This window comes from Lentzea sp. NBC_00516, from assembly GCF_036346835.1.
Classification (GTDB): Bacteria; Actinomycetota; Actinomycetes; order Mycobacteriales; family Pseudonocardiaceae; genus Lentzea; species Lentzea sokolovensis.
In genome coordinates, this window is record NZ_CP107840.1 from 5745318 (window position 1) to 5771826 (window position 26509).

A 26509-nucleotide genomic window follows, 5' to 3' on the forward strand; every position below is an offset into this window, starting at 1 on the left:
AGCTACAAAACATCAGGCAAAAGGTTCGGACTGCCGCTAACTTCCGGCAGCGTGCACCTACTTCTGACGCTGGCGTTGCTCGCGGCACCCGTTCCCACCACGACGGCCTCCTACGCGGTCTACGACCGGATCACACACACGTTGACCGGCCGGGACGTGCACAAGCCGATCAGATCCGCCTCGCTGGTGAAGATCCTGATCGCGATCGAACAGCTGGAGACCCGCGGCGACGACCCACGCATCGAACCCATGCTGCGCGTCAGCGACGACAACGCGGCGAGCGAGCTGTGGGTGGAGAACGGCTGGGACCAGCTGGTCGTGCGCACGGCCGAGCGGTTGAAGCTCAAGGACACGCGGCCGCCGGAGAAGCGCGGCATGTGGGGTTACACGGCCGTGAGCGCCTATGACGTCGTGAAGATCTACCGGTACCTGCTGGAGGACGCGAAGCCGAAGGTGCGGCACACGATCATGGGGCACCTGCAGCGGGCCGAGAAGTGCGCGTCGGACGGGTTCGACCAGTCGTTCGGGCTGCCGTCCGCCACCTGGAGGCCCGCGTTCAAACAGGGCTGGTCGGGGTTCGGCGACCCGACGAAGCCGTGCGTCGACAGGCCGCGCCCGCGCATCCAGTGGGAACTGGACACGAAGTCGCCGGCCCTGCACACGTCTGGAACGTGCCTGTTCAGCATCGTCGTGGTGCTGACGCTGCACCCCGAGGGCACCACCTACGAGAAGGCGGCGAAACGAGTTACCCAGCTCACGGAAGAAGTCACGAAGCATCGGTGTTGATCGATGCATGAGCCGTCTGAGTGAGATCCCGCTGTCCGTACTCGACCTCGCGCCCATCACGTCGGGGTCGGACGCGACGACCGCGCTGCGGAACTCACGGGAACTCGCTCAGCAGGCCGAACGTCTCGGCTACCACCGCTACTGGTTCGCCGAGCACCACAACATGCCCGGCATCGCGTCGTCCGCGCCGGCCGTGCTGATCGGGCACATCGCGGACGCCACGTCGACGATCCGCGTGGGCTCCGGCGGCGTCATGCTGCCCAACCACGCGCCGCTCGTGGTGGCCGAGCAGTTCGGCATGCTCGAAGCGCTGCACCCCGGCCGCATCGACCTCGGCATCGGCCGCGCGCCCGGCACCGACCAGAAGACGGCGCGGGCGCTGCGGCGCACCGAGGCCGGTCTCTCCGCGGAGAACTTCCCGCAGGAGCTGACCGAGCTGATCAAGTACTTCGAGGGCACCGCGGACCTCAACGCCGTGCCCGCCGCGGGCAACAAGCCGCCGATCTGGCTGCTCGGCTCGTCGGGTTACAGCGCGCAGGCCGCGGGCCTGCTGGGCCTGCCGTTCGCGTTCGCCCACCACTTCAGCGCCCAGAACACGCTGCCGGCGCTGGAGCTGTACCGGCGGCACTTCCGGCCGTCCGAGGTCCTGCAGGAGCCCTACGCGATGGTGTGCGCCTCGGTGATCGTCGCCGACACCGACGAGCACGCCCGGTACATCGCGGGCCCGGGAGCGCTCTCGTTCGTGCGGCTGCGCCAGGGCAGCCCGGCGCCGCTGGCCACTCCGCAGGAGGCGGCGGACTACCCGTACACCGAGATCGACGAGCTGGTGATCGAGGACCGCATGTCCAGCCAGATCATCGGATCCCCCTCAACGGTCCGTTCGGGGCTCGACGAGTTGATGGAGTCGACAGCGGCCGACGAGCTCATGGTGACGACGATCGTGCACGGTCACGAAGACCGCCTTCGTTCGTTCGAACTCCTCGGCGAGGTGGCCGAACGGACGCCATCGATGGGCCGTTCAGCCGCACATACGTGAGTCGGTCAGGCGTGACCTTCACGTTTCGTACGACTGACACTGCTCTGAACGGGTGATAAACGGCTCCGCTTGTAGCGCGCGGCACACAGTGGGCGATGATCGGTATGAGCGCGCACGCCCCCCGACGCGCTCCCTAGCATCACCTGCGGCCTCGGTCGCAACGGACGGCGTGGGGCCGGCGCACTGTGTGGCGCCGCCCACGCCGCCCATTACGAGTCGGCCACGGCCCGGCACCAGGTCCGCTTCTTCAGGCCTCTTTCGTTCGCACAGCCCCTTCAGCACCGTCACAGTTGACGTGAGTCGCTCACACCCACCGCCGGGGTGGGAAAGGGGAGTTCGTGAAGTTCGCCAAATCGGCCGCGGGCCTGTGCCTGTTGCTGGCCGTGGCGGGATGTGCGGGCCCCAGTGTCGCCGTCACTCCCAACGAGAACCTGACAGTCGAGCAGCGAGCCGAGACGCCCAGCGCGTCCGGTGCCGCAGCTTTCGGCACCCAACGCGTGTGGGCCTCCGGCCTGTCCGTCGTGGTGTCCGCTCCCCGCTCCCTCGCGCCGTCCGCGACGGCGATCCCCCCGGCCAAGCGCACGGCGGTCTTCACGATCACCGTCTACAACGGCTCCAAGTCGCCCTACCGCTCCTCCCAGCTCGCCGTACGCGCACTCGCGGACGGCCAGCCGGCCGCAGAGCTGGTCGACTCCGTGCAGGGCCTCAACGGCCTAGCCGCCGCCGTCGCCGAACTCCCACCAGGCCGTGACACCCAGCTCCAACTGGCGTTCGCGGTACCGGAGTCGGCCGTGCGGATGGAACTGACGATCCAGCCGGGCGGACAGGGCCAGGACGCGCCCACCGTCTTCGAGGGCCAGGCGTAGTCCCCCGAATAGGCTCAGGGCATGACCAGTCGTCTCGAACCTGGTGACACGGCGCCCGCGTTCACGCTGCCCGACAGCGAGGGCAAGCCGGTGTCCCTGTCCGACTACCTCGGCAAGTCCGTGGTCGTGTACTTCTACCCGGCCGCGAGCACGCCGGGCTGCACCAAGCAGGCCTGCGACTTCCGCGACAACCTGGGAGTCCTCGCCGACTCCGGCTACGAGGTCGTCGGCATCTCGCCGGACAAGCAGGAGAAGCTCGCGAAGTTCCGCGACGCCGAAGGCCTGACCTTCCCGCTCCTCGGCGACACCGACAAAAAGGTCCTCACCGAGTGGGGCGCCTTCGGCGAAAAGCAGAACTACGGCCGCACCGTCCAGGGCGTGATCCGCTCGACGTTCCTCGTCGGCCCGGACGGCAAGATCGTCAAGGCCATGTACAACGTCCGCGCCACCGGCCACGTGGCCAAACTCCTGCGCGAACTCCCCGCCTGACCTTTCACCGCACATGAGGCCGCCGTCGCTTTGGTTGCGACGGCGGCCCTTTTTTCAGGTACATTGGACCAGAGGGTGCGCAACAATGCCGCCCCTGTTCCGGTGAGGGTGATACACCGTGTGTCGTTTGACGGCACCTAGCGGCCCCGACATCCCGTCTGATTTCATCTTGCGAGTCCACTTCCCCACGCGCGGCGGCTGACCAGGCCTTTCGCCTGCCTGTCACCCGTTCCTTCAACACGCACGCCTAGCGCTGCGTGCATTTCGTGCTGGGAAAATTCAATGCTCAAGTGGATCCTGCTAGCCCTCGCCGTAGGCGCGGAAGTCTTCGCGACCCTCTGCCTCAAATACTCGGACGGCTTCACCAAACCCTGGCCGACAGCCGGCCTCGCAACCGGCTTCCTAACGGCCCTCTACCTCGAATCACTAGTGATCAGAATGGGCGTGCCCGTCGCCATCACCTACGCCATCTGGGCAGGCGCGGGCATAGCCCTGGTGGCCATCACCAGCCGAGTCCTGTTCGCCGACCCTTTGAACCTGGCCATGCTCGCCGGCATGGCCCTGATCGCCGCCGGTGTCTGCGTCGTGTCGGTGGCCTCCCACGCCCAGGCGGCCGTCTAATCTCGTTTGGGTGGGCTTAGAAATCCAAGCTGTCTCCAAACTCGGCCAGTCAGTAGCGCTCCGAGCAGCCACCGAGTGGCTGGCGAGCCACACCGACGAGCGCACATCATCGCTGACCGAGCTAGCGGCCGCAGAACTCTCCAGGCCCACCCAACGAGCCAAGCTGGACACCCTGATCCAGCACATCGGCCACCAGGTGACCGAACAGCTGGAATCAGCTCTTGAACGCTTCGCCGACGACGACATCGCCTCCTCCCTCACCGCAGTGGAGGAGGCGATGTCGTCCATCGACCTGTCCGACGCGGCCCTCCTGGCCGACGACACCGACCCAGAAGTCCTGGCCCAACGCATCCGCCGGTCCCTGCCACGCCAGGACCTGGGCCGCTGCCACGAGGTCGCGCTGGACCAGTCATGCCGCTACCTCGTGCAGATCATCAGAAATCTTCCGTCATTTCAGCCCCGTGCCCTCGCCGAGGTCCTCTCCCGCGCCACCGCCCAAGCTGCACAACTCGACGATGTCCTGGCTCGACTCCCCCGTACTTCGCTCTACGCCCCACGGGGCACGGACAACGACGACGAGTTCCGCGACGAGTACATGCGCTTCATCGAGAACCACCTGGATCGTCTGGAACTCCTCGGCCTGACTCTGAAGGACCGCCCGCAGCTCACGCTGAGCGTTGCCTACCTGAGCCTCACCGTGACAGGTGAGAAACGACAGCGCGGCAACTGGTTCAGCGAGACAGACCATCACGCGCACTCCGGCATCCGGGTCGAGTCGGCGCTGGCCGCACGCACCTACGTGCGCGGAGAAGCGGGCTCCGGCAAGACGACGCTGCTGGACTGGCTCGCCATCACGGCGGTACGCGGCGGCTTCACCAGCAACCTGGAGTCGTGGAACGGGATGGTGCCCTTTCCGATCCGTCTGCGCGCCTACGCCGACGATCCACTGCCGACCAAGCCGGAGGAGTTCGTCACCGGCTGGCTCACCGGGGTAATGCCTCCAGGCTGGGTCCACCGCGTTCTACGTGCGGGCAAAGGACTTCTGCTCGTGGACGGCGTCGACGAGGTACCACCGCAGAAGCGCCAGAAGGTCCGCGAGTGGCTCCGCGAGCTCGTGCAGGCCTTTCCCAGGTCCCAGGTCGTGGTGACGGCGCGCCCGGCAGCCACGGACGAGAAGTGGTTGGCAGAACTGGGCTTCTCCGCCGTCGAGCTGGAGCAGATGAGTCCCAGCGACGTGAAGGCGTTCTTGAAACGCTGGCACGAGGCCGCTGGAGCATCCGAAGAAACCCAAAGACGACTCCTCGCCCAACTTGAAAGCCGGGAACACCTACAGGGCTTGGCTTCCTCGCCTCTGCTGTGTGCGATGTTGTGCGCACTGAACCTCGGCAGGGTCTCGGAACTGCCACAGAGCCGCATGGAGCTGTACTCCGCGGCCCTCACGATGCTGCTGGACCTCCGTGACGCGGAGCGCGGCATCGCCAGAATCCTGACCACGTCGGACAAGACGGTGTTGTTGAGGGATTTGGCTTGGCGCCTGCAGTTGGGCGGACTGTCGCAGCTGGCGACTGCGAAGGTGCGCGAGCACGTGACCCGCAAGATCCGCTCGATGCCCAATGTCGACGAAGAACCGGAAGCCGTCCTCGCGCACCTGCTGGAACGCAGCGGCGTCATCCGCGAACCCGTCCCCGGCCGCGTCGACTTCGTGCACAGGACTTTTCAGGAGTATCTGGCAGGCGAGGAGGCAATGCAGGACGGCCAGGTCGAAACCCTTGTCGCACACGCACACCAGGACTCCTGGACTCAGACAATCGTGCTGGCCTGCGGACACGGTCAGCGATCCCAGGTGAACGAACTGCTGACCGAGGTGCTCGACCGCGCTGACCGCGACTCGCGCAAAGCCCGCCGCCTACGAATTCTCGCTGCCGCCTGCCTGGAAACCGTCAGGGATGTCGACGCCGAAGTGTGCGACCGGATCGACACCATAATCAGGGACAAGCTCGTACCGCCGCGCAGCATGAAGGAGACCGCGTCGCTGGCCGCAATCGGCCACCGCGTGCTCCGGTACTTGCCAAGCTCGCTCGACGAACTCTCCGATGCCGCAGCCGCCGCGACGGTGCGCAGCGCTGCGCTGGTCGGGTCTCCCGAAGCCATCAGCAAACTCACCGAATACGCAGGTCATTCGCGGTCAAGCGTCCAAGAAGCACTGATCGCCGCATGGCTGAGCTTCGACGTTCAGCAGTACGCAGACGAAGTTCTGGCGGATGCACCCTTGAACAGCGGGCTCGCCAAGATCGAGTCAATCAGACTGTTCCCCCACTTGGCCCGTCTTCGGCACCTGACGTGTGTGGACGTCTGGCTACCACCGAACGAGCCGTTGCCGAGCCTGAGCCTTATCGAGGACCTGCCCCCGCTGAACGTCTTCGTCACGTGGTTGCGAGGAGACATTGATCTCAGCCCCTTTGCGCAGAAGACCCCGGACTCGATCTTTCTGACGGGCGCTCGTCGCTATACGAACATCGAACGCATGCCGGATGTCTCGTCACTATGCCTGTACCAGAACGAGCCGTGGCAAAGTCTCGACTTCCTGGGTGGTAGATCGGTGCGATACCTGCATCTCAGTGATTTAGCTCCTGGTTGCGACCTAAGCGTGCTCAATGAACTGCCCGATCTAAAAGCCCTGTACTGCCGTGGCTGGGGCGATCCTCAGATCCTCTCCGCGCTGCCACCCTTAGATCGTCTGTCGCTCACGGGCAAGGAACCGATCGATGTCCGGCCGCTCCGCGATCGATCCCTGAAGCTGCTGTTGTACAGATGGTGCACCTACGTCGGGGTCGAGGATCTCGGCCCCGACGTCAAGGTCGAATGGACCAGCTAGACCAGTTTGCGCAGGTATGGGACCAGGAGCTTGAGGGCGCGGCCCCGGTGGGACTCCGCGTCCTTCTCCTCCGCCGTCATCTCGGCCGACGTGATCTCGTAGCCCTCGGGCACGAAGATCGGGTCGTAGCCGAACCCGTTGGTGCCACGACGAGCCCGCAGCAACGTGCCACGCCACTCCCCACGAACGACAACTTCTTCGCCACCCGGCACAACCAGAGCCACCACCGACACGAACGCCGCACCACGGCGCTCGTCCGGCACGTCGCCGAGCTGCCCGAGAAGCAGGTCCAGGTTCGCGTCGTCATCCCCATGACGCCCAGACCAGCGGGCAGACAACACGCCAGGCATGCCGTTCAGCTCATCAACAGCAAGCCCGGAGTCGTCCGCCACAGAAACCAGCCCAGTGGCCAAAGCCGCGTCGCGAGCCTTGGCCAGCGCGTTGCCCTCGAAGTCCGGCGCGGTCTCCGGAGCCTCCGGGAACTCGGGCACGTCAGCGAGCGACAGCACCTCGATGCCGGACAGGTCCTCCGACACCACGATGCGCTGCAGCTCGCGGAGCTTCTTCGCGTTGCGGGAAGCCAGCAGGAGCTTCATCGCTTGCTCGCCTTGGGCTCCGGCAGCACGCCGGGGTAAGGCTGAGCCAGGGCCGCGGCCTGCAGGCGGTTGAGCTCGGCGCAGCCCTGGAGGGCGATGTCGAGCATGCGGTCCAAAGTGGAGCGGGCGAACGTCGCGCCCTCGCCGGTGCCCTGGACCTCGATCAACGTGCCCGCGTCGGTGGCGACGACGTTCATGTCGACCTCCGCGCGTGAGTCCTCCTCGTACGGCAGGTCCAGGCGGACGCGGCCGTCGACCACGCCTACCGAGATGGCGGAGACCGCGCACGACAGAGGTGACGGGTCGGCCAGGCGGCCGGCTGCGCCCAGGTACGTGACCGCGTCGGCCAGTGCCACGTAGGCGCCGGTGATCGCGGCGGTACGGGTGCCGCCGTCGGCCTGGATGACGTCGCAGTCGATGACGATGGTGTTCTCGCCCAGGGCGGCGAGGTCGATGCAGGCCCGCAGAGAACGGCCGATCAGGCGCGAGATCTCGTGCGTGCGGCCGCCGATGCGGCCCTTCACGGACTCGCGGTCGCTGCGGCTGTGCGTGGCCGAGGGGAGCATCGCGTACTCGGCGGTCACCCAGCCGAGGCCGGAGCCCTGGCGCCATCGGGGGACGCCTTCGGTGACACTCGCGGCGCACAGCACGCGGGTGTTCCCGAACTCGATCAGGACCGAGCCCGCGGGCCAGGTCTGATATCCACGCGTGATCCGGATGTCACGCAACACGTCGTCGTTTCGGCCGTCGCTTCGCACCACGGCGCCTACCCTAATGAACCCTGCGGAGCGCCATGGCGTAGGGAGAGACATGCTGACGATCGACGGTATTCCGCTTCACCCGTTGCTGGTGCACGCGGTGGTCGTGCTGTTGCCTCTCGCGGCGCTCAGTGCGGTCGCGATCGCGCTGGTCCCGGCCTGGCGGCGCAGGTACGCGTGGCCTGTTCTCGGGGTCACGCTGGCCGGTGTGGCGGCGGTTCCGGTGGCCAAGCAGGCCGGCGAGGACCTGCAGGCCGCGCTCGCGAAGAACGGCGTGCAGAACCCCGCCATCCAGACGCACGCGGACCTCGGCACCATGCTGTTGCCCATCGCGCTCGGGTTCGGTGTCGCGGTGATCGCGCTGCTGGTCGCTGGCCGGCTCGCGGACCGCGAACGCCAGGCGGAGGCACCTACCACGAAGACGTGGCGGGTGATCTCAGTCGTGGTGTCCGTGCTGGTCGTGCTGCTCGCGGTCGGGACGACGGTGCAGACCGTGCGCACCGGTCACAGCGGGTCGGGCGCGGTCTGGAGGGGCACCGGGAGCTGAAGCGGCGACGTCGCCGACTGCTTCAACGTCCGCGTGACCGTGCAGAACTGCTCCACGGCGCGCCGGACGACGGTCTCGAGCGCCTCCGGGTCGTCCACTGCGGACAGGTCGTACGAGAGCGTCACCGGGATGGAGATCACCTCGTTGCCGCTCTCGGACTGGACCGCGTCCGCCTCCGCTGTCAGCTGATCGCCGCCTGTCCGCCGCAGGATCAACGTCTCCGACGTCACCATCGCGCAGCCCGCGGCGGCCGCGACCAGCAGTTCCACCGGGCTGAACGAGCCCTCCTGGCCCTTGCGGCCGATCCGCACCGACGCGCCGCGCCCGTTGGAAGCGACGAACTCGTGCTCGCCGACGCGCTCCAGGTTGATCATGTCCGCTCCCCCACCTCGTACCGGCCGCCCTGCACGACCAGCTCACTCGGCCCGCCGAAAGCGGACCGCGCCTCCCGCAGCACGTCCTCACGCGACGTCCACGGCGGCACGTGCGTGATCAGCAACCGCCCGGCGCCCGCTCGCGCGGCCAGCTCCCCCGCCTCGCGCCCGGACAGGTGCAGGCCGGCCTGCCGGTCCGGGGAGTGCGTCCAGCTCGCCTCGCTCAGCAGCACGTCGGCGCCGGAGGCCAGCGAGTCCAGCGCGGGACACGGCCCGCTGTCCCCGGTGTAGGCCAGCGTGACCCCGCCGCAGGAGATCCGGAACCCGTAGGCCTCGCAAGGATGCGCCACGACAGCGGAGTCCACGGTGAACGGTCCGATTTGGATCGAAGAGCCCAGGCCGTGGAACGAGAACACGTCGCTGAAGTCCAGCGACGACCGCTCGGCCTCGTTCGGCGCGTAGGCCGCGATGAACCGCGAGTGCGCCTCGGCGGGTGCGTAGACCGGTAGAGCCGAACCAGGCGGCTCTGGGTGGTACTTCCGTGCCACGTAAAGAGAAGACACGTCGACGCAGTGGTCGGGATGCAGGTGCGAGAGCACCAGCGCGTCCATCGAGAACAGCGGCCGCTCCTCCTGGAACCGCGACAGCACGCCGTTGCCGAACTCCAGCGCCAGCGTGAACCCGTCGGCCTCCAGCAGATAACCCGATGCCGCCGCGCCGGGTCCGGGGATGCTGCCGGAGCAGCCGAGCACGGTCAGCAGCACATCAGCCCCACTGTTCGAAGGTCGGCAGGAACCGGGCGGCGAGCTTCGCGAACCGCTCCGGCGGACCGGTGCACGTCACCCGGTGCAGAGCAGGCTCAGAGGCGAACTCGTCGCGTTCGGTCAGCAGCCGCACGACGTCCTTCACCGTCTCCTCGGCACTCGACACCAGCGTCACGTGCTCGCCCATGACGATCTGGATCACGCCGGTCAGCAACGGGTAGTGCGTGCAGCCGAGCACGACCGTGTCGACCTCGGCGCGCTGCAACGGTTCCAGGTAGGCCTGCGCCAGCCCGAGGACCTGCCGTCCCGAGGTGACGCCGCGCTCCACGAAGTCGACGAACCGCGGGCACGCCGCCGCCGTCACGGTGACGTCGCGCGCCGCCTGGAACGCGTCCTGATAGGCGTGCGAGTTGATCGTGCCGACCGTCGCGATCACGCCGACACGACCGCTGTGGGTCGTCCGGACAGCGCGGCGCACGGCGGGGAGGATCACCTCGACCACCGGCACGTCGTAGCGCTCACGGGCGTCGCGGAAGCAGGCGGCGGACGCGGTGTTGCACGCGATCACCAGCATCTTCGCGCCTTCGTCCACGAGCCGGTCGCAGATCTCCAACGCGTGCTTGCGCGCCTGTGCGATCGGTAGCGGCCCATAGGGACCATGCGCCGTGTCGCCGATGTAGTGGATCGACTCGCCCGGCAGCTGATCCATGATCGCGCGGGCGACCGTCAGGCCGCCGACGCCCGAGTCCATGATCCCGATCGTCACGCCGTGAATGTAGCCGGTGCGCTGGTGCGGCGGTTGTCGCGGGAAACACCCCACGCAGCCAAAACGCCGCCGATTGCGCCGAACAGGTGGCCTTCCCAGGACACTCCCGGCTGGCCCGGCAGCACGCCCCACAGCGCGGCGCCGTACAGCGCGAACACGCCGACCGCGATCACCAGCTGCAGCCACGAGCGCGCGAAGATCCCGCGCACGAGCAGGAACGCCAGGAACCCGAACACCAGTCCGGACGCGCCGATGTGGCTGCCGGGGCTGCCGAACACCCACACGCCGAGCGTCGAGGCCAGCCAGATGATCGCGGTGACCTGGAAGAACTGCTTGAGGCCGCCCGAGGTCGCGAGGAACCCGAGCAGCAGCAACGGAACGGCGTTGCCGGTGAGGTGACTCCAGTCGCCGTGGATCAACGGCATCCACAGCAGGTTGTCCCACTGGCTGAAGTCGCGCGGCCGCACGCCGTCGTCCTCCAGCGAGCCGCCGGTCGCCACGTCGAAGGCCTCGACCAGGTACAGGAACCCGACGAATCCCGCCACGACGAACAACGACAGCACTGGATGCGGCGGTATTACCCGTTTCGCGAGCGCGGTGCGGTCCACTCGTCCAGGGTACGTGCCGATTAGGGTGGTTGGGTGTCGATCGAAGTAGCCGTACGCGCGTCCGCCCAGCTCGGCGAGGGCCCGACGTGGGACCACAGCAGTTCCACGTTGCTGTGGGTGGACATCCTCGCCTCCGAGGTGCACCGGTACGCACCCGCGCGGGACGACGACGCGGTGCTCCCGGTGCCGCAGCACGTGGGTGCCGCCAAGCCGCGCGCGCAGGGCGGGATCGTCTGCAACCTGCGGGACGGCATCGCGCTGATCGACCGCGACGGCGCCAAGAGCTGGCTCGTCTACTGGGCGCGCGAGGGCGTGCGCGGCAACGACGCGGGCATCGACCCGTCGGGCCGGCTGTGGGCGGGCACGATGCGCTACGACCAGGCCGCCGACGAGGGCTGGCTCGCCAGGATCACCGGCGACGGCGGCGCGAAGGTCATGGTGGACAAGGTGAACACGAGCAACGGCGTCGGCTGGAGCCCGGACGCGAAGCTCATGTACTACATCGACACGCCGACCCGCCGCATCGACGTCCTCGACTTCGACAACGCCACCGGCACCGTCGCGAACCGCCGCCCGCTCACCCACGTCGGCAACACCGACGGCTGGCCGGACGGGCTCACCGTGGACGCCGACGGGTGCGTGTGGGTCGCGCTGTGGGGTGGCCGCGCCGTGCGCCGCTACACGCCTCGGGGTGAGCTGGACCGCGAGATCGAACTGCCGGTCGACAACCCGACGGCGTGCTGCTTCGGAGGCCCCGACTTCACCGACCTCTACGTCACGTCCGCCCGCTCGGGCCTCTCCGACCAGGCACTGATGGACCGCCAGCTCAACGGCTCCGTACTCGTCCTTCCCGGTGTCGGCCAGGGCGTGCCGAGCGTCGCGTTCAACGGGTAGATGCTCTCCCGTTTCATCGGCCGCACGAAGCTGCTCACCGACCTGAACGAGCTGATCACCGAGCACCGGCTCGTGACGCTGACCGGCACCGGAGGCGCGGGCAAGACGCGGCTCGCGGCCGAGATCGCCGGGACCGTGTTCGTGGAGCTGGCCACGATCGGCCAGCCGGACCTGCTGGAGCTCCGGGTCGCCGAGGTGCTGCGCGACCGCACCGGGCGGGAAACGGTGCTGGTGCTCGACAACTGCGAACACCTCAGGGACGCCGTAGCGGATCTGGTCGTGCGCCTGCTCGACGGCGCGCCGAGCTTGAAGATCGTCGCCACCAGCAGGGAGAGGCTGGGGGTGCCCGGCGAACGCGTCCTCGTCGTGCCACCACTCGACGTGCCGCCGTCGGACGGTCCGATGAGCACGGCCTGCGAGTCGGTCGCGCTGCTCGCCGACCGCGCGCCGGACTGGCAGCTCACCGCGGCGAACTGGCCGGACGTCGTGCGGCTGCTGCACAGGGTCGCCGGGCTGCCGCTGGCCGTCGAGCTCGCGGCCGTGCGGCTGCGCGCGATGCCACTGCCCGAGGTCGTGAAGCGTCTGGACGACCAGATACGGCTGCTCACCCGCAACGACCGGGTGGCGCTGCCCCACCACCGGACCCTGCGGGCGGTCATCGACTGGAGCCACGACCTGTGCACGCCGTCCGAGCAACAGCTCTGGGCGCAGATCTCGGTGTTCGCGGGCGGCTGGGACCTCGCCGCCGCGGAGGCCGTCAGCGACAACGAGAACGTGCTCGACGACCTGGCGGGGCTCGTCGCCAAGTCGATCGTGACGTTCGAGCGGGACCGCTACCACCTGCTGGAACCGTTGCGGCAGTATGGCGCCGAACGCCTGGGGGCCGACCGCGACGCCGTCCTGAAGCCGCACCTGGAGCACTTCGCCGAGCTCGTCCGCCGAGTCTCGATCGGCTGGATCGCCGACCCCGCGCTGATCGGCGTCCTGCGGGACGAGCTGGGGAACGTCGAGGTCGCCCTGGAGACGAGCCTGAGCGAACCCGGCCGCGCGCTGGAGCTCGAGTTCCAGCTCGGCCGCACGCACGCCGCGTTCTTCGCGACCGGCTGGCCCGACCAGTACCGCAGGCTGCGCCGGGCGCTCAAGGGCGGCACGGGCGACCACCTCCACGTCGAGGCGCTCGCGTACGCCGGTTCACTCGCGCTGGCACTGGGGCACGTCGACGAGTCCGCCGAGCTGCTCGCCGCGGCCGAACAGGTCGACGCGACGTTCGCCGGGGTGATCTACCTGCGCGGTGAGCGCCGGTGGCTGTTGCAGGGCGACTACGGCGCGCTCGCCGACCTGCGCGAGGGACGCGACCGGTTCGAACCGGAGCGCTACGAGGTCTGCTCGGTGCACGTCGCGATGGCGTCGGTGATGCTCGCCGACGTCGCCGAGGCCCGCGCGACCGTCAGCGAGTTCGCGTCCCTGCTGGACGACGCCGGGGCCAACCAGATCGCGGCCGCCGGGGTGCTGGTGGCGCAGGGCGTCCTCGAACTGCGGTCCGGCGCCCCCGGCCGGGCCTGCGACCTGCTGCGGCAAGCCCTTGAACGGCAGCGCGCGAGCGGCGACCAGTGGGGACCGGTCTGGGCGGTGGAGGCGCTCGCCTGGGCGACGGCCGCGACCGGCAACGCCCGCCGTGCGGCACGACTACTCGGTGCGTCCGAGGCGGTCCAACGACTGACCGGGCGTTCCATCGCGGCGCACGAGACGTTCAAGCAGATGCGCGCGCAGGCGGTCGCACGGGCGCGGTGCCCGGAGTACGGCCGGGAGCACGCGGCGGGTGCGGCGCTGAAGTCGTTCGACGAGGTCTACGCGGACGTGTTCGACGAGCACGACGGGCCGCTCACACCGGCACAGCTGGAGGTCGCGAAGCTCGTCGCGGCGGGCCTCACCAACCGCGAGATCGCCGCCCGGCTGCACAAGTCGCAGCGGACTGTCGAGACCCAGGTGCAGCAGATATTCGCTGCTCTGGGCGTGCACCGGCGCGTTATGATCGCCCAGCGGATCAACGTCAGGTGATGAGTGCCCGTACGTAGGTGACACTGCGGCTTGTACGGATGTGCGCTCGTATGCCGGTGAACTACAAAAGAGCAGTTCACCGGCCCGCACGAGCATCTGGGGGGATGCACATGAGTGAAGATCTGGCCTGGAAGGGCGCCCTCTAGGGGGTTTGTTTCGTCACGCCCAGAGGTGGCCGTCGAGCTTGGCGGCCGCCTCGTCCAGCGTTCCGGCGTAGGCACCGGTGGACAGGTACTTCCACCCCGCGTCGGCCACCACGAACACGATCTCCGCGGCCTTCCCCGCCACCTCGGCCTTCTGCGCCACGGCCAGCGCGGCGTGCAGGATCGCGCCCGTCGAGATGCCGGCGAAGATGCCCTCGGTCTCCAGCAGCTGCCGGGTGCGGCGCAACGCGTCGTAGGAGCCGACCGAGTACCGCCCGGTCAGCACCGACTCGTCGTACAGCTCCGGCACGAAGCCCTCGTCGAGGTTGCGCAGCCCGTAGACCAGCTCGCCGTAACGGGGTTCGGCGGCGATGATCTGCACGTCCGGCTTGGCCTCGCGCAGGTACCGCCCGACGCCGACGAGCGTGCCCGTCGTGCCGAGCCCGGCGACGAAGTGCGTGATCTCCGGCAGGTCCTTGAGGATCTCCGGGCCCGTGCCGCGGAAGTGCGCCTCCGCGTTCGCCGGGTTGCCGTACTGGTAGAGCATCACCCAGTCCGGGTTCTGCTTCGCGATCTCCTTCGCCGTGGCGACGGCCTGGTTCGACCCTCCGGCCGCGGGCGAGAACACGATGCGCGCGCCGTACGCCTGCAGCAGCTGCTTGCGCTCGGTCGAGGTGTTCTCCGGCATCACGCACACCAGGCCGTAGCCCTTGAGCTTCGCGGCCATGGCGAGCGAGATGCCGGTGTTGCCGGACGTCGGCTCCAGGATCGTCGCGCCGGGACGCAGCACGCCGTCCCGCTCCGCCGCCTCGATCATGGCCAGCGCCGGCCGGTCCTTGATCGAGCCGGTCGGGTTGCGGTCCTCGAGCTTCGCCCAGATGCGCACGTTCTCGGACGGCGACAGGCGCGGCAGGCCCACCAGCGGTGTTCCGCCGAGCGCGTCCAGGAGCGAGTCGTAGCGGGCCATGAGGAAGATCAGCCGCCCGCGACGGCCGGGAGGATGGTGACGTTGTCGCCGTCCTTCACCTCGGCCGCGAGGCCACCGGAGAAGCGCACGTCCTCGTCGTTGACGTAGACGTTGACGAAGCGGTGCAGCGTCCCCTCCTTGACCAGGCGGGCCTTGAGGCCGCCGTGGTTGTTCTCCAGGTCGTCGATGATCTCGGCGAGCGTCGTACCGGCAGCGGACACCGACTTCTCGCCCCCGGTGTGGGTGCGCAGGATGGTCGGGATCGACACGGTGACTGCCATGGTGGTTCTACCTCCGGGAAACGGGTGCAACTCAGGATTCGACGATCTTGACCGGTTCCTCGGTCACGACACCGTCGACGATGCGGTACGACCGCAGCTCGTGCTCGATCGGGTCACGCGTGGAGACCAGCACGTAGTGCGCCTCCGGCTCGCCCGCGAACGAGATGTCGGTGCGGGACGGGTACGCCTCCGTGGCGGTGTGCGAGTGGTAGATGACCACCGGCACCTCGTCGTTCGCGTCCATCCCGCGCCACACCTTGAGCTGCTCGGCCGCGTCGAACCGGTAGAACGTGGGCGACCGCTCGGCGTTCTCCATCTCGATGAAGCGCTCAGGACTGTCGGACCCGTACGGCCCGGCGATCACCCCGCACGCCTCGTCGGGATGGTCACGGCGCGCGTGGGCCACCATCGCGTCCACCAGGTCACGGCGAATCACCAGCACGCGCTCAATCCTACGGGCTGGCCGGAGTTGTCTCGGTATGCGAGATACCCACGTCAAGCTGCATTGTTTAGCTCTGGCTTATATTAGCGTTGGCTACTACAGTGACCGCCGTGCACGCGTTCGACGTACTCGGGGACCCGGTCCGCAGGCGAATCCTGGAACTGCTCGCCGGTGGTGAGCGGGCGGCAGGGGACGTCGGCGGAGCGGTCCAGGCCGAGTTCGGCATCACCCAGTCCGCCGTCTCACAGCACCTGAAGGTGTTGCGGTCGAACGGGTTCGTCGAGGTCAGGCCGTCCGGGACGCGGCGGCTGTACGCCGTGGCACCCGACCCGTTGCGGGAGATCGACGCGTGGCTCGACCACTTCCGGCGGTTCTGGGAACCGCACCTCGACGCGCTCGCGACCGAGCTGGCACGAGGCAAACGTGGGCGAAGGCTGGAGGCGGAAGATGACTGACCGCGGCTACGAGGACGAGAAGCTCGTCATCCGGCGGCACTACAAGGCCGATCGTGAGGACGTCTGGGACGCCATCACCACGCCGGAACGCCTGGTCAGGTGGTTCCTGCCGATCAGCGGTGAGCTGCGGCCCGGCGGCCGCTACCAGCTCGAGGGCAACGCGGGCGGCGAGATCGTCCGCTGCGACCGGCCCAGTGAGATCGTCCTGACCTGGGAGATCGGTGAGATGAACACCGACGTGCTGGTGCGGCTCGACGCGGACGGCGACTCGACGGTCCTCACGCTGACGCACTGCCCCATGCCCGGCGAGTTCGTCCCCGGCACCGGCGTCGGCTGGGAACTGGGGCTGGTGGCGCTGGAGAAGTACCTCGCGGGCGAACTGCCGGAGGGACGCGCCCTCGACTGGATCGCCGCCTCCGCGCCGGAGGACCTCGCCGCGGCCCACGCACTGGCGGAACAGCTCGCCGGAGAATGGGTCAAGGTGCTCGGATGAGGTTCACCAAGGAGATCGTGCTCGACCAGCCGATCGAACGAGTGCGGGTGCTCACGTCCGACCCTGCGCACGTCCACCACTGGCAGCCGGACCTCGTCAGCATCACCCAGCACGGTGAGAACCCCGGCGCGGCGGGCTCGACCGCGACGCTGACCTACCGGAAGTTCTCCCTCGAAGAGACCGTGCTGGCCGCGACCGCCGACGAACGCACCTCCCGCTACGAGACGCGCGGGATGGTCCACACGATCACCAACCGCTACTCGGCGATCGACGCGCACACCACCAGGCTGGTGTGCGACAGCGAGATCGAGCTGTCCGGCCTGCTCAAGCTGGGGCGGAAGCTGCTGGAGAAGTCGCTGCGCGAGCAGTCCGAGCGCAACCTCGACAACTTCAAGGCGTTCATCGACGCCGGCTGAGCACCACCACGAGGTAGAGGGCGAGCAACGCCACTCCGCGCCGCCGTTGCGCCTGGTCGAGCCCGCGCCACGCGGTCAGTTCCGCCCACGCCGCGAACGGCGTGACGGCGACGCCCAGCTTCATCAGCACCTTCCCCGGCCCCGGTGGCACCAGGAACGCCGCGGCGAACAACCCGGCGGGCGCGACCACCGCCAGTTCCCTGCCGGGGATCTCCCGCGCCGCACCGGGCGGCGCCAGCTCGGACACGACACCTGCTGCCTGATCGATGACATCGGCCATGCCCGGCGGGTACCCACTCAGAGGTCGCGGAAAGCCGTCACACCGTTCAACGACGTGGCCTCACGCGTACCGGACACCACGGCATCCGCGAACATCTCGGCGGCCGCGGCACACAGCGCGTCCAGCGCGAACACCCTCGGCTCTGACAGCGGCACGGCACCGGTGGCCAGCGCGAACACCGTGTCACCGTCGAACATCGAGTGCGCGGGCCGCACGGCGCGGGCGAGGCCGTCCTGCGCGGCCATCGCGAGCCGCTGACACTCCGCTTTGGACAGGTCCGCGTCCACCGCGACGACGCCGATCGTGGTGTTCAGGCCGTCGGGCTTGCGTTCGGGCAACGCCACCGCGGCTGTGCCGAGCGAGGGCAGCCACGGCAGGCCGGACGCGCGGTCGACGACCTCGCCGGCCGCGTTCACCACGGCCAGAGCGCCGATCTGATGCGCGCCGACGGTGGCCGAGGCGACACCGACGCCGCCCTTCAGCGATCCGACCCGCGCACCGGCACCCGCGCCGACGCAACCGAGCTCAAAGGACTCCGAGGCCGCCTCGCAGGCCGCGTAGCCGAACGAGGAGTCCGGCCGGTTGCCCCACTCCGACATCGGCAGGTCGAAGATCACCGCTCCCGGCACGATCGGCACGACGTGGTGCGGCTGGGCGCCCACCTGGAAGCCGATCGAGCGTTCGGAGAGCCAGCGCATGACGCCGTCCGCGGCCGCGAGCCCGTAGGCGGAGCCACCGGACAGGCAGATCGCGTGCACCTGCTGGACCAGGTTCGACGGGTCCAGCAGGTCGGTCTCGCGGGTGCCGGGCGCCCCACCGCGTCCGTCGACGGCCCCGACCGCGCCGGCCGGCACCAGCACGACGGTCGTGCCCGTCGCCCAGCCCGGTTCGACGCGGTGGTGATGGCCGACGAGGACGCCGGGAATCACGGCAGCATCGCTTCGACGAGCGTGTCCTGCACCCAGGTCAGCCAGTGGTAGACGCCGAGGTGCGGCGAGCGCGGGTCCTCCGGCGGCAGTTCGTCCGGCATGTCCTCGGTGACGTCCAGCGCGGTGCCCAGGGCCAGGCGCACGTCGTTGAGCGACGCCATCCAGGCCTCGGCCTCGGCGATGGTCAGCCGGAGCTCACCGCCGTCGGGCGAGCACGTCTTCAGCACGGTCTCGGCCGCGGCCGTCTTGTGGTCCAGAAGCTCCGGCTCGTGCAACGAGCGCAGCGCCGCCGCCGAGTTGACCTCGTCCGGGTCGGGCGCGTCGTCGTCGAGACGGTGGAAGTCGGGCAACAGCCTGCCCAGGATCGGATCGTCGGGTGCCTCCGACGGGCCTGTCCTGATGCCGGTCAGCTCCGCGAGCTCGTCCTGGGGTGCGTCCTCGGCACGGGCCAGCAGCATGTCCTGGATCTGGCTGACCAGACCGCGCACGACCGCGGCCTCCTGCCGATCCAGCCTGCCGACGACGACGTCGCCGTCACGGATCCACCTCTTCACGAGGCCCGCTGCATGGTCGCCCAGAGCCCTGCCGCGTGGAGTTTCGCCACGTCGGCCTCCACCTTGTCCTTGGTGCCCGATGTCACGATCGCCTTGCCCTTGTGGTGCACGTCGAGCATCAGCTTGGTCGCATGGTCCCTGCTGAACCCGAACAGCTTCTGGAACACGTACGTCACGTAGGACATCAGATTTACCGGGTCGTTCCAGACCACGGTCTGCCACGGTCGGTCCTCGGCGGCGATCTCCTCGCCGACGGCCTCCGGCTGCGTCCGTTCCTGTTCGACGGGCGTGCTCATACCGCCAATGGTGTCATGTTCGCCGCAGTGACGGAGACCGCGTGCGGGTAAACCGGATGCGACCTTAGGGTTGGTGACCATGAACTCGACGGCGTTGCTGACAGACCACTACGAGCTCACCATGCTCGCGGCCGCGCTGCGTGACGGCACCGGTGACCGTCCGTGCGTGTTCGAGGTCTTCGCCCGCAGGCTCCCGGACGGGCGGCGCTACGGCGTCGTCGCGGGGACGAACAGGCTGCTCGACGCGATCAAGGACTTCCGCTTCGGCGAGGAGGAGATCGACCAGCTGCGCCGCAACGCCGTGGTCGACGATTCCACGTTGGAATGGCTCGCGAACTACCGGTTCTCCGGCGAGGTCGACGGCTACCCCGAGGGCGAGCTGTACTTCCCGGGTTCGCCGGTGCTGACGGTCCGCGCGTCGTTCGCCGAGGGTGTCGTGCTGGAGACGCTCGCGCTCTCGATCCTCAACCACGACAGCGCGATCGCGTCCGCCGCCGCTCGCATGGTGACCGCCGCCAACGGCCGCCACATGATCGAGATGGGCTCGCGCCGCACGCACGAGGAAGCCGCCGTGGCGTCCGCCCGCGCGGCGTACCTGGCGGGCTTCCACGCGACCTCCAACCTCGAGGCGAGCCGTCGCCACGGCATCCCGACGGCCGGCACGTGCGCGCACGCGTTCACGTTGCTGCACGACTCCGAGGAAGAGGCCTTCCGCAGCCAGGTCGAGGCGCTGGGTGTCGGCACGACGCTGCTGGTCGACACCTACGACATCAGCGAGGGCATCAAGACGGCCGTCGCGGTGGCCGGTCCCGACCTCGGCGCGATCCGGATCGACTCGGGCGACCTGGGCGTGATGGCCAGGCAGGCCCGCGACCAGCTCGACTCGCTGGGCGCCCGCAACACCCGGATCGTCGTGTCCAGCGACCTCGACGAGTACGCGATCGCCGCCCTGCGCGCCGAGCCCGTGGACGCGTACGGCGTCGGCACGTCGGTCGTGGTCGGGTCCGGCGCGCCGACCGCGGGCATGGTCTACAAGCTCGTCGAGGTCGACGGCAGGCACGTCGAGAAGCGCAGCACGTCGAAGCAGTCGCGGGGCGGCTGGAAGAAGGCGCTGCGCCGTCACAAGGACACCGGAACGGCGCTGGAGGAGGTCGTGTTCCAGGCCTCGGCCGAACCCGAGCTCGGCCCGTACGACAGGCTCGTGCAGATTCCGCTGATGCGTGGCGGGCAGGTCACCGACGAGGTCCCCACGCTGGAGCAGAACCGTGAACGCCTGCGCGCGGCGCTGGTGAGCGTGCCGTGGGAGGGCCTCAAGCTCTCGCGCGGCGAGCCCGCGATCCCGACGATCTACCTGGAAGGCTGACATGACCAAGGCACTGATCGTCGTCGACGTCCAGAACGACTTCTGCGAGGGCGGTTCGCTGGCCGTCAACGGTGGTGCGGCCGTGGCAGCGGCCATCTCGCAGCACATCGCCACCTCGTCGTACGACCACGTCGTGGCGACGCGCGACTACCACGTGGATCCGGGCTCGCACTTCTCCCTGACCCCGGACTTCATCGACTCGTGGCCGGTGCACTGCGTGGCGGGCACGCCCGGCGCGTCGTTCCACCCGGAGCTCGACGTCGCACGCGTGGAGCAGGTCTTCTCGAAGGGCCGTTTCGCCGCCGCCTACTCGGGTTTCGAGGCGGAGAACGACCTCGCGGGCTGGCTGACGGACAGGGGCGTGACCGATGTGGACGTCGTCGGCATCGCGACCGACCACTGCGTCCGCGCCACGGCCCTCGACGCGCAGCGCAACGGCTTCCGCACGACGGTCCTCGTCGACCTGACGGCGGCGGTGGCGCCGACCACCCGCGACGCCGCAGTTGAGGAACTGCTCGCCGCGGGTGTCGGTGTCGCCTGAGGTCCTCTACGGAGTCGGCGAGCAGGCCACCGTGCCGACGGTGATGCTGCCGGTGTAGCCGGACGACGGTTCGAAGGTGATCTTCAACAGCGTCATCGAGATGCTGCCGTCGTTCGGCACCGGGAACACCGTGTCGGTGAACTTGGCCTTGGCCAGCACGGTTCCGTTGGTGGCCTTGACGTCGTGCACGTAGCCGGGCGTGATGTTCTGCGGCAGCCCGGTCCACCCGGACATGCCCTTGAGCTCCCAGCCCGCCGACGTGCCCTTCTCGGTGGCGTCACAGGTGATCGTCCACTCGGCGATCTTGAGCCGCGGGCCCTTGTTCCCACCGGACAGCCCGGCGAGGGCGGACAGGTCGAACCCTGCGCCCTTCGCGACGGACTTCGTCTTGGTGAGGAACTCGTCCGGATTCACGACCTCGGTCGTGCACGCCGAACTGGTCTCACCGATCTTGAGCCCGGTCCTGCTCACGGCGGGGCTGGCGCCGGTGACGGTGCCCGCCGCGTCCGGATTCACGTCGCACACCGCGAGCGGGGCGACCTTGAACGTCTGGTTCGCCTTGGCGAAGTCGGCGGAACCCGACGACGCGGTGCCGGGCGGATTCGCCGCGAGGGCGGTACCCGCGGTGGCGAACGTCAACGCGAGCACAGCGCCCGCGATCGAAATTTTGCTCATCTTTCGCATTGCCTCTGTTCCCACGGCCCGATAATGGTGGTGATGGGTGGCACTGATGACGACCCAGCACCTCATGTCACCCGTTCGTGTAGGCAATTACCTGATTGAGTGACAGGCGTTTTCGTCAGCGGACGCCCACGAGCGTGGCGAACGGCTCCCGGCGCGGCAGGGCGGTGGGGAGACCGGCCAGCCTCTCCAGCGCGGAGCACACCCTCACGGCGGCACGCCCGTCGCCGAACGGGTTGCGCCCCAGGGGAAGCCGCAGCCGAGAGCCGAGCACCCAGCCCGCCTCGGCGAGGATGCGGGTGGTGTCGGTGCCGACGAGCCAGGCGCACCCGGCGTCGACGGCGAGCATGCGTTCGGTGGTCTCGCGCAGCACCAGCACCGGCACGCCGAACGACGGCGCCTCCTCCTGGATGCCGCCGGAGTCGGTCAGCACGAGGGCCGAGCGGCGCAGCACGCGCACCAGGTCCGGGTAGTCGAGCGGGTCGGTGATGACGACTCGCTCGTGACCGCCCAGCAGCGACACGACCTGTTCGCGCACACCGGGGTTCGGGTGCGCGGGGATCAGCACGTGCAGGTCGGGGTGGCGGTCGGCGATGGCGCGCACGGCGTTGAGCACGCGCATGAGCGGGCGGCCCCACGACTCACGGCGGTGCACGGTGACGAGCATGAGTCGGCCGCCGGTGGCGTCCAGGGAGCGTTCCAGGGCGACGACGTCCGGGCTGGACGCGGGGAGGTCCGCGGACGCGACGCGCTGCACGGCGTCCACGACGGTGTTGCCGGTGACGACGATGTGGCTGTCCGGAAGGGACTCGGCGGTCAGCGCGTTCGCGGCGTCGTCGGTCGGCGCGAGGTGCAGCGACGTGATGCGGGAGATCATCTGCCGGTTCCCCTCCTCGGGGAACGGGCCGTACAGGTCGCCGGTGCGCAGACCGGCTTCGAGGTGTGCCACGGGGATTCCGCGCCAGAACGAGGCCAGCGCCGCGGCCAGGGTCGTCGTGGTGTCACCCTGCACGAGGGTGACCGCCGGGTCGCGCTCCTCCAGCAGGGCGTCGAACTCGGGCAACATCCGGGAGACCAGCTCGGCCTGCGTCCCGGTGACGCGGGGAACGTCCAGCAGCACGTCCGGTTCCAGGTCGAACGCGCGCAGCGCCTGCTCGACCATGCCGGAGTGCTGTCCGCTGTGGACGATCGTGGGACGGAGGCCGGGGTGCCCCTTCAGCGCGATGGCGACCGGGGCGATCTTCAGTGCTTCCGGCCGGGTGCCGGCCACGAGCAGAACTTCTTTCCTCACCGTTGTCCTCTTCTCGGGGAGACCGGGAGGTCCGCCTGGGGCCGGGGGTACACCCCAGGCGGACCATTTCAGCCAGCTCGGTCAGGTCTGACCTGGACCGGAACCGCTCGGCGCTTCTTGCGCGTGCTGTGCATGAGCAACGCACCAGCGAGCAAGAGCACGATTCCCGCGGCGATCCACCACGTCACGTCCGCACCGGTGACCGCGAGGGCGCCCACGCTCGTGCCGACACCGACGCCCGTACCGGGGACCTTGTACATTCGCCGCTCTCCTCAGTCAGGCCGCGTTGAGCGACGCGCGACGGCGCAGCGCTGTGAACGCGACCGGAGCGGCGACGACACCGAGCAGGCCGAGGCCGATCCACAGGCCCGCCCCCGACGCCATCGGAATGGGCAGGCCCGCGGGGCCGCACGTGGCGGACGAGAGGATCACGTCGCCCGTGCCGATGCCGCCGAGCACACCCTGCAGCAGCTTGATGTGAATCGCGTTCACGGTGAGGCTGCCGTCGTCGTTCTTGATCTGCTCGTTGAAGATCACCTCAGCGATCTTGACGCCGGCGAGCTGCACGTCGATCTTGGTGTTGGCCGCCGGGTCGGCGTTGACCTGGCCGAGCGTGCCGAGGTTCACGCCCGCGAGCTTGGACTTGCCGGCCAGACCCTTCTGGGTCGCCGTGCACTCCGCCTCCACCAGTTCGGCGGAGACCTTTCCGGCGACCTTGGAGAGCAGGTCGACCCGGACGTCCGCGGTGCTCGCCCGCGAGTACACGCCGCCGGACTTCTCGTCCCGCGACGCGGAAGCGTTGATGACACCGGTCTTCAGGATTCCGGTGAGGTCGACGCCTGCGAACGTGTTCTTCGTCGGGCCGTTCGCATTGGCTGCGGCGAAAGGCTCCGCGTTGACCGCGGGGCTGCCGAGCAGCGTCACGTTGAGCTTCGCACCATAAGCCGAGGCGTCCCCCGGTGCGGCCGAAGCAGGTGCGGCACCGACCAGGAGTGCGGCAATCGCGATGACTCCAGCCAGTCCCGTCATTCGGACACGCATGAAACTCCTTCCCTTGGTTCCTCCGGCCCCAGGGCGCGTTGATACCACTGTGGTTTCACGCTTTCCGGGGCAATTACCGGCATCGGCGTTCTTTCGAGGGAACTGAGGGTTACTCCCCGTATCGGGCGACACGACCACTCGACTCGCCCAACCGGCGCCACCCATCGTGGCCTTTTTGATCAATTTCCGGTTACGGCGTCACCCGATCCGGGGGTGAGGGATGACGTTGCGTCTACCGATGGAACGTCAAGTAGCCCGTCTGGGCGCTCCCTCATCGGTGGAAAGGATCCTCGGGTGACGCTTGCCCTGCGCCGCGCCACATTCCCGAGCCGGGTGACCGTGGTCGTCCTGCTCGCCGTAGCCGCGGGACTCGTGTTCGCACACCGCCTGTACCGCACGGCCGAGATCTCCCTGTCCGGCGCGATCCTGAGCGTCATCAGCTCCTACGGCGTCCACGTGATCCCGGACCGCCAGACCGTCTACTTCGGACTGGGCTCGGACACCCCGCTGGGCCTGCGGATGACGCCGGAGTGCACGTCCGCGTTCCTGGTGCTGCCGCTGATCGTGGTGGGCGCGGTGATGATCGCCCTGCGCCCGCGCATCCGGAACCGCGTGCTGTTCGCGCTCGGGATCGCCGCGCTGGCGGTCGTGATCGTCAACCAGTTCCGCGTGCTGACGCTGGTTGGCCTGGTGCAGTGGCTGGGCGTCGACACCGGCTACTACTGGGGCCACACCCTGCTCGGCTCGATGGTGAGCGTGTTCGGTGGCGCGGCGGCGTTGGTCGCGTTCGTCTGGCTGGCCACGCGGAAGTGAGCCTCGACCTCGTTCTCGGGTTCACGCAGGCACTCGCGCTGACGATGAGCGTCGCCTTCGTGACGTACGTGTTCGTGATCGTGATCCCGTACCTGCGGCGCAAACCCGCGCCCGTCGGCGAACCCTCGTCGCTGGAGTGGCACTTCTTCGTGCCGTGCCGCGACGAGGAGGCCGTCATCGGCGACACGATCCGGTACCTGCGCACGACGTTCCCCATCGCGCACGTGTGGGTCATCGACGACGGCTCCGACGACCGCACCGCCGGAGTCGTGCGGACGTTGAAGCGCAACGGCGGTATCCGGGATCCGCAGATCCACCTCGTGCAGCGCCAACGCCCGTATGCCCGCACCGGCAAGGGAAACGCGCTGAACGACGCGTACCGCACGTTGAAGATGTGGATGGGCCGGCGTGCGGACGCCGACCGCGCGATCATCGTCGTGGTGGACGCGGACGGCCGTCCCGCACCGAACTGCCTGGAAGTCTGTGCGGCACAACACCTCTTCGGCAACCCGCGGATCGGCGCCGTGCAGGTGGACGTGCGAATGATCAACGCGGGTCAGCGGCAACCCGGCGTGACGTGGTGGCGGCGCGCGTTCGGCGCCGGGCTCGTGCGGATGCAGGACCTGGAGTTCCGCACGGCCATCGCGGCGATCCAGATGTCGCGCGGTGCCACCGGCACGATCTCCATGGGCGGCAACGGCCAGTTCACCCGACTGTCCGCTTTGGACTCGATCGCCGGGCCGACCGGAAGCCCGTGGCGCGGCTCGTTGCTGGAGGACTTCGAACTCGGCGTGCACCTGCTGACCGCGGGCTGGCACACGGGTTTCTCGTTGGACACGCACGTGAATCAGGAGGCGCTGTACTCGTTGCGACGCTTTTTGGCGCAACGCACGCGGTGGGGTCAGGGAACCATGCAGTGCATGCGTTATCTGCGGCGCATCTGGGACTCCGACCACCTGACCACGCTGGGCGCGGCGGAGATGATGTACTACCTCGCGCAACCCTGGATGCAGTTGCTCGGCACGCTCATCTACCCGATTCCGATGGCTCTCATGGCATACCGGTTCGCGGTGTCCCCTACCGAAGTCGTCACGTGGTTCTTCGACGGCGCGTGGATCCTGTTCACGGTCTACGGCGCGTTCGGGCTCATGCCGTTCGTCCTGTGGGGACCGGTGTACCGCGCACGCTGTGAGCCCGTTGGGTTCTGGAAGTCCATTGCGTACGGGTTCGGCTACGCGCTGTACATCTACACGTTCTACATCACGTCGTGGCGCGCGCTGATCCGTTTGGTGCGCGGCAACAACGGTTGGACCAAAACGCGCCGCAACGAGGACCGCGTGGCAGGCAAAGTCGCCCTGGATGTGTGACCGGTCACTTTGTGGAGATCGAACAAAGACGTTCTCGAGCTTCCGTGGTTAACCTCGGTTCACTCGATTCCGTCTGGGAGGGAACGTGGCTCTCGCACTCGCGCCCCGTCGCACCGTG

At 68.6% G+C, this 26509-nt stretch carries 33 protein-coding genes; 16 read left to right on the plus strand and 17 right to left on the minus strand.

Going from position 1 to position 26509, the window contains the following annotated elements:
• Window positions 1-51: 51 nt before the first annotated feature.
• The 6 genes from OG205_RS25480 (at window position 52) to OG205_RS25505 (ending at window position 6673) form a co-directional block, all read left to right on the plus strand.
• Window positions 52-786, plus strand: a complete 735-nt coding sequence (locus tag OG205_RS25480) for a hypothetical protein (RefSeq protein ID WP_330270595.1) — start codon at window positions 52-54, stop codon at window positions 784-786.
• A 7-nt stretch (window positions 787-793) separates the two neighbouring features.
• The gene (locus OG205_RS25485; RefSeq protein ID WP_330270596.1) at window positions 794-1822 is read left to right on the plus strand and encodes an LLM class flavin-dependent oxidoreductase; all 1029 of its coding nucleotides are present in this window, start codon (window positions 794-796) and stop codon (window positions 1820-1822) included.
• Between the two features lie 338 nt (window positions 1823-2160).
• On the plus strand, window positions 2161-2688 hold the full coding sequence (locus tag OG205_RS25490) for a hypothetical protein (RefSeq protein WP_319978095.1): 528 nt from the start codon (window positions 2161-2163) through the stop codon (window positions 2686-2688).
• Window positions 2689-2709: 21 nt separating this feature from the next.
• Window positions 2710-3177 carry a thioredoxin-dependent thiol peroxidase gene (bcp, locus tag OG205_RS25495; protein WP_330270597.1) on the plus strand — a complete coding sequence of 156 codons (468 nt, stop codon included), beginning with the start codon at window positions 2710-2712 and terminating at the stop codon, window positions 3175-3177.
• A gap of 282 nt (window positions 3178-3459) precedes the next feature.
• A complete protein-coding gene (locus OG205_RS25500; RefSeq protein ID WP_319978093.1) occupies window positions 3460-3798 on the plus strand; it encodes a DMT family transporter in 339 nt (112 codons plus the stop codon).
• Window positions 3799-3808: 10 nt separating this feature from the next.
• A complete protein-coding gene (locus OG205_RS25505) occupies window positions 3809-6673 on the plus strand; it encodes an NACHT domain-containing protein (protein ID WP_330270598.1) in 2865 nt (954 codons plus the stop codon).
• Here OG205_RS25505 and rdgB read toward each other — a convergent pair.
• Window positions 6670-7269: an RdgB/HAM1 family non-canonical purine NTP pyrophosphatase gene (rdgB, locus tag OG205_RS25510; RefSeq protein ID WP_330270599.1), complete on the minus strand. Its 600-nt coding sequence runs from the start codon at window positions 7267-7269 to the stop codon at window positions 6670-6672. The two genes, OG205_RS25505 and rdgB, sit on opposite strands and share 4 nt — an antisense overlap.
• Window positions 7266-8030, minus strand: coding sequence for a ribonuclease PH (rph, locus tag OG205_RS25515; RefSeq protein ID WP_330270600.1), 765 nt, complete (start codon window positions 8028-8030; stop codon window positions 7266-7268). The genes rdgB and rph overlap by 4 nt, the downstream gene beginning before the upstream one ends.
• 49 nt (window positions 8031-8079) lie before the next feature.
• On the opposite strand from rph, the gene OG205_RS25520 reads away from it, so the two are divergent.
• Entirely contained in the window at window positions 8080-8574 is a 495-nt protein-coding gene (locus tag OG205_RS25520; protein ID WP_330270601.1) for a DUF2231 domain-containing protein, read from the plus strand.
• Here the strand turns inward: OG205_RS25520 and OG205_RS25525 are convergent.
• Genes OG205_RS25525 through OG205_RS25540 form a run of 4 tightly spaced genes read right to left on the minus strand, consistent with a single transcriptional unit; the run spans window position 8532 to window position 11086 of the window.
• Window positions 8532-8948: an OsmC family protein gene (locus tag OG205_RS25525; protein WP_330270602.1), complete on the minus strand. Its 417-nt coding sequence runs from the start codon at window positions 8946-8948 to the stop codon at window positions 8532-8534. The two genes, OG205_RS25520 and OG205_RS25525, sit on opposite strands and share 43 nt — an antisense overlap.
• The gene (locus OG205_RS25530) at window positions 8945-9712 is read right to left on the minus strand and encodes an MBL fold metallo-hydrolase (RefSeq protein WP_330270603.1); all 768 of its coding nucleotides are present in this window, start codon (window positions 9710-9712) and stop codon (window positions 8945-8947) included. The genes OG205_RS25525 and OG205_RS25530 overlap by 4 nt, the downstream gene beginning before the upstream one ends.
• Before the next feature lies 1 nt (window position 9713).
• Window positions 9714-10463, minus strand: a complete 750-nt coding sequence (murI, locus tag OG205_RS25535) for a glutamate racemase (protein WP_330278222.1) — start codon at window positions 10461-10463, stop codon at window positions 9714-9716.
• An 11-nt stretch (window positions 10464-10474) separates the two neighbouring features.
• Complete coding sequence (locus OG205_RS25540; RefSeq protein WP_330270604.1) at window positions 10475-11086, minus strand: rhomboid family intramembrane serine protease; 612 nt, start codon at window positions 11084-11086, stop codon at window positions 10475-10477.
• Between the two features lie 33 nt (window positions 11087-11119).
• On the opposite strand from OG205_RS25540, the gene OG205_RS25545 reads away from it, so the two are divergent.
• Window positions 11120-11980 (plus strand): SMP-30/gluconolactonase/LRE family protein, encoded by an 861-nt coding sequence (locus tag OG205_RS25545; protein WP_330270605.1) that lies wholly within the window; start codon window positions 11120-11122, stop codon window positions 11978-11980.
• Entirely contained in the window at window positions 11981-14038 is a 2058-nt protein-coding gene (locus OG205_RS25550) for a helix-turn-helix transcriptional regulator (protein WP_330270606.1), read from the plus strand.
• Between the two features lie 159 nt (window positions 14039-14197).
• On the opposite strand, the gene OG205_RS25555 is transcribed toward OG205_RS25550, so the two are convergent.
• From OG205_RS25555 to OG205_RS25565, 3 genes are read right to left on the minus strand one after another with little or no spacing between them, the layout of a single operon-like run.
• On the minus strand, window positions 14198-15148 hold the full coding sequence (locus OG205_RS25555) for a PLP-dependent cysteine synthase family protein (protein ID WP_093598711.1): 951 nt from the start codon (window positions 15146-15148) through the stop codon (window positions 14198-14200).
• 8 nt (window positions 15149-15156) lie between these two features.
• Window positions 15157-15429, minus strand: coding sequence for a MoaD/ThiS family protein (locus tag OG205_RS25560; RefSeq protein WP_330270607.1), 273 nt, complete (start codon window positions 15427-15429; stop codon window positions 15157-15159).
• 31 nt (window positions 15430-15460) lie between these two features.
• Window positions 15461-15871, minus strand: a complete 411-nt coding sequence (locus tag OG205_RS25565) for a Mov34/MPN/PAD-1 family protein (protein WP_030479226.1) — start codon at window positions 15869-15871, stop codon at window positions 15461-15463.
• Between the two features lie 110 nt (window positions 15872-15981).
• On the opposite strand from OG205_RS25565, the gene OG205_RS25570 reads away from it, so the two are divergent.
• From OG205_RS25570 to OG205_RS25580, 3 genes are read left to right on the plus strand one after another with little or no spacing between them, the layout of a single operon-like run.
• Window positions 15982-16326, plus strand: a complete 345-nt coding sequence (locus OG205_RS25570; protein ID WP_330270608.1) for an ArsR/SmtB family transcription factor — start codon at window positions 15982-15984, stop codon at window positions 16324-16326.
• Window positions 16319-16819, plus strand: a complete 501-nt coding sequence (locus OG205_RS25575) for an SRPBCC family protein (protein WP_330270609.1) — start codon at window positions 16319-16321, stop codon at window positions 16817-16819. The genes OG205_RS25570 and OG205_RS25575 overlap by 8 nt, the downstream gene beginning before the upstream one ends.
• Window positions 16816-17235 carry an SRPBCC family protein gene (locus OG205_RS25580; protein WP_330270610.1) on the plus strand — a complete coding sequence of 140 codons (420 nt, stop codon included), beginning with the start codon at window positions 16816-16818 and terminating at the stop codon, window positions 17233-17235. Before OG205_RS25575 ends, OG205_RS25580 begins: the two co-directional genes overlap by 4 nt.
• Here the strand turns inward: OG205_RS25580 and OG205_RS25585 are convergent.
• From OG205_RS25585 to clpS, 4 genes are read right to left on the minus strand one after another with little or no spacing between them, the layout of a single operon-like run.
• Window positions 17219-17515: a hypothetical protein gene (locus OG205_RS25585; protein ID WP_330270611.1), complete on the minus strand. Its 297-nt coding sequence runs from the start codon at window positions 17513-17515 to the stop codon at window positions 17219-17221. The two genes, OG205_RS25580 and OG205_RS25585, sit on opposite strands and share 17 nt — an antisense overlap.
• A gap of 17 nt (window positions 17516-17532) precedes the next feature.
• Window positions 17533-18444: a P1 family peptidase gene (locus tag OG205_RS25590; RefSeq protein WP_330270612.1), complete on the minus strand. Its 912-nt coding sequence runs from the start codon at window positions 18442-18444 to the stop codon at window positions 17533-17535.
• Complete coding sequence (locus OG205_RS25595; RefSeq protein ID WP_330270613.1) at window positions 18441-18998, minus strand: DUF2017 domain-containing protein; 558 nt, start codon at window positions 18996-18998, stop codon at window positions 18441-18443. The genes OG205_RS25590 and OG205_RS25595 overlap by 4 nt, the downstream gene beginning before the upstream one ends.
• The gene (clpS, locus tag OG205_RS25600) at window positions 18995-19294 is read right to left on the minus strand and encodes an ATP-dependent Clp protease adapter ClpS (RefSeq protein ID WP_330270614.1); all 300 of its coding nucleotides are present in this window, start codon (window positions 19292-19294) and stop codon (window positions 18995-18997) included. Before clpS ends, OG205_RS25595 begins: the two co-directional genes overlap by 4 nt.
• A 79-nt stretch (window positions 19295-19373) precedes the next feature.
• On the opposite strand from clpS, the gene OG205_RS25605 reads away from it, so the two are divergent.
• Complete coding sequence (locus tag OG205_RS25605; RefSeq protein WP_330278223.1) at window positions 19374-20657, plus strand: nicotinate phosphoribosyltransferase; 1284 nt, start codon at window positions 19374-19376, stop codon at window positions 20655-20657.
• 1 nt (window position 20658) lies between these two features.
• Window positions 20659-21198 (plus strand): isochorismatase family protein, encoded by a 540-nt coding sequence (locus OG205_RS25610; protein ID WP_330270615.1) that lies wholly within the window; start codon window positions 20659-20661, stop codon window positions 21196-21198.
• Between the two features lie 6 nt (window positions 21199-21204).
• Here the strand turns inward: OG205_RS25610 and OG205_RS25615 are convergent, their stop codons facing one another.
• From OG205_RS25615 to OG205_RS25630, 4 genes are all read right to left on the minus strand, one after another.
• Complete coding sequence (locus OG205_RS25615) at window positions 21205-21873, minus strand: hypothetical protein (RefSeq protein ID WP_330270616.1); 669 nt, start codon at window positions 21871-21873, stop codon at window positions 21205-21207.
• A 124-nt stretch (window positions 21874-21997) separates the two neighbouring features.
• On the minus strand, window positions 21998-23170 hold the full coding sequence (gene wecB, locus OG205_RS25620) for a non-hydrolyzing UDP-N-acetylglucosamine 2-epimerase (RefSeq protein ID WP_330270617.1): 1173 nt from the start codon (window positions 23168-23170) through the stop codon (window positions 21998-22000).
• 68 nt (window positions 23171-23238) lie between these two features.
• Complete coding sequence (locus tag OG205_RS25625; protein WP_330270618.1) at window positions 23239-23430, minus strand: LPXTG cell wall anchor domain-containing protein; 192 nt, start codon at window positions 23428-23430, stop codon at window positions 23239-23241.
• A gap of 16 nt (window positions 23431-23446) precedes the next feature.
• Window positions 23447-24211 (minus strand): choice-of-anchor P family protein, encoded by a 765-nt coding sequence (locus OG205_RS25630; protein ID WP_330270619.1) that lies wholly within the window; start codon window positions 24209-24211, stop codon window positions 23447-23449.
• Window positions 24212-24505: 294 nt separating this feature from the next.
• Here OG205_RS25630 and xrtP point away from each other — a divergent pair, with 294 nt between their 5' ends.
• Together xrtP and OG205_RS25640 are read left to right on the plus strand one after the other, a co-directional pair.
• The gene (gene xrtP, locus OG205_RS25635; protein WP_442916587.1) at window positions 24506-25024 is read left to right on the plus strand and encodes an exosortase P; all 519 of its coding nucleotides are present in this window, start codon (window positions 24506-24508) and stop codon (window positions 25022-25024) included.
• Window positions 25025-25068: 44 nt separating this feature from the next.
• Window positions 25069-26391, plus strand: a complete 1323-nt coding sequence (locus OG205_RS25640; RefSeq protein WP_330278225.1) for a glycosyltransferase — start codon at window positions 25069-25071, stop codon at window positions 26389-26391.
• Window positions 26392-26509: the final 118 nt, after the last annotated feature.

Coding starts and splice junctions, on each gene's coding strand:
- OG205_RS25485 (WP_330270596.1), top strand. CDS start 794: ATGAGCCGTCTGAGTGAGATCCCGCTGTCCGTACTCGACCTCGCGCCC.
- OG205_RS25555 (WP_093598711.1), bottom strand. CDS start 15,148: ATGGCCCGCTACGACTCGCTCCTGGACGCGCTCGGCGGAACACCGCTG.
- OG205_RS25630 (WP_330270619.1), bottom strand. CDS start 24,211: ATGCGTGTCCGAATGACGGGACTGGCTGGAGTCATCGCGATTGCCGCA.
- bcp (WP_330270597.1), top strand. CDS start 2,710: ATGACCAGTCGTCTCGAACCTGGTGACACGGCGCCCGCGTTCACGCTG.
- OG205_RS25585 (WP_330270611.1), bottom strand. CDS start 17,515: ATGGCCGATGTCATCGATCAGGCAGCAGGTGTCGTGTCCGAGCTGGCG.
- rdgB (WP_330270599.1), bottom strand. CDS start 7,269: ATGAAGCTCCTGCTGGCTTCCCGCAACGCGAAGAAGCTCCGCGAGCTG.
- OG205_RS25520 (WP_330270601.1), top strand. CDS start 8,080: ATGCTGACGATCGACGGTATTCCGCTTCACCCGTTGCTGGTGCACGCG.
- OG205_RS25615 (WP_330270616.1), bottom strand. CDS start 21,873: ATGAGCAAAATTTCGATCGCGGGCGCTGTGCTCGCGTTGACGTTCGCC.
- clpS (WP_330270614.1), bottom strand. CDS start 19,294: ATGAGCACGCCCGTCGAACAGGAACGGACGCAGCCGGAGGCCGTCGGC.
- OG205_RS25625 (WP_330270618.1), bottom strand. CDS start 23,430: ATGTACAAGGTCCCCGGTACGGGCGTCGGTGTCGGCACGAGCGTGGGC.
- OG205_RS25640 (WP_330278225.1), top strand. CDS start 25,069: ATGAGCGTCGCCTTCGTGACGTACGTGTTCGTGATCGTGATCCCGTAC.
- OG205_RS25580 (WP_330270610.1), top strand. CDS start 16,816: ATGAGGTTCACCAAGGAGATCGTGCTCGACCAGCCGATCGAACGAGTG.
- OG205_RS25550 (WP_330270606.1), top strand. CDS start 11,981: ATGCTCTCCCGTTTCATCGGCCGCACGAAGCTGCTCACCGACCTGAAC.
- OG205_RS25610 (WP_330270615.1), top strand. CDS start 20,659: ATGACCAAGGCACTGATCGTCGTCGACGTCCAGAACGACTTCTGCGAG.
- OG205_RS25500 (WP_319978093.1), top strand. CDS start 3,460: ATGCTCAAGTGGATCCTGCTAGCCCTCGCCGTAGGCGCGGAAGTCTTC.
- murI (WP_330278222.1), bottom strand. CDS start 10,463: ATGGACTCGGGCGTCGGCGGCCTGACGGTCGCCCGCGCGATCATGGAT.
- OG205_RS25605 (WP_330278223.1), top strand. CDS start 19,374: ATGAACTCGACGGCGTTGCTGACAGACCACTACGAGCTCACCATGCTC.
- OG205_RS25525 (WP_330270602.1), bottom strand. CDS start 8,948: ATGATCAACCTGGAGCGCGTCGGCGAGCACGAGTTCGTCGCTTCCAAC.
- OG205_RS25560 (WP_330270607.1), bottom strand. CDS start 15,429: ATGGCAGTCACCGTGTCGATCCCGACCATCCTGCGCACCCACACCGGG.
- OG205_RS25575 (WP_330270609.1), top strand. CDS start 16,319: ATGACTGACCGCGGCTACGAGGACGAGAAGCTCGTCATCCGGCGGCAC.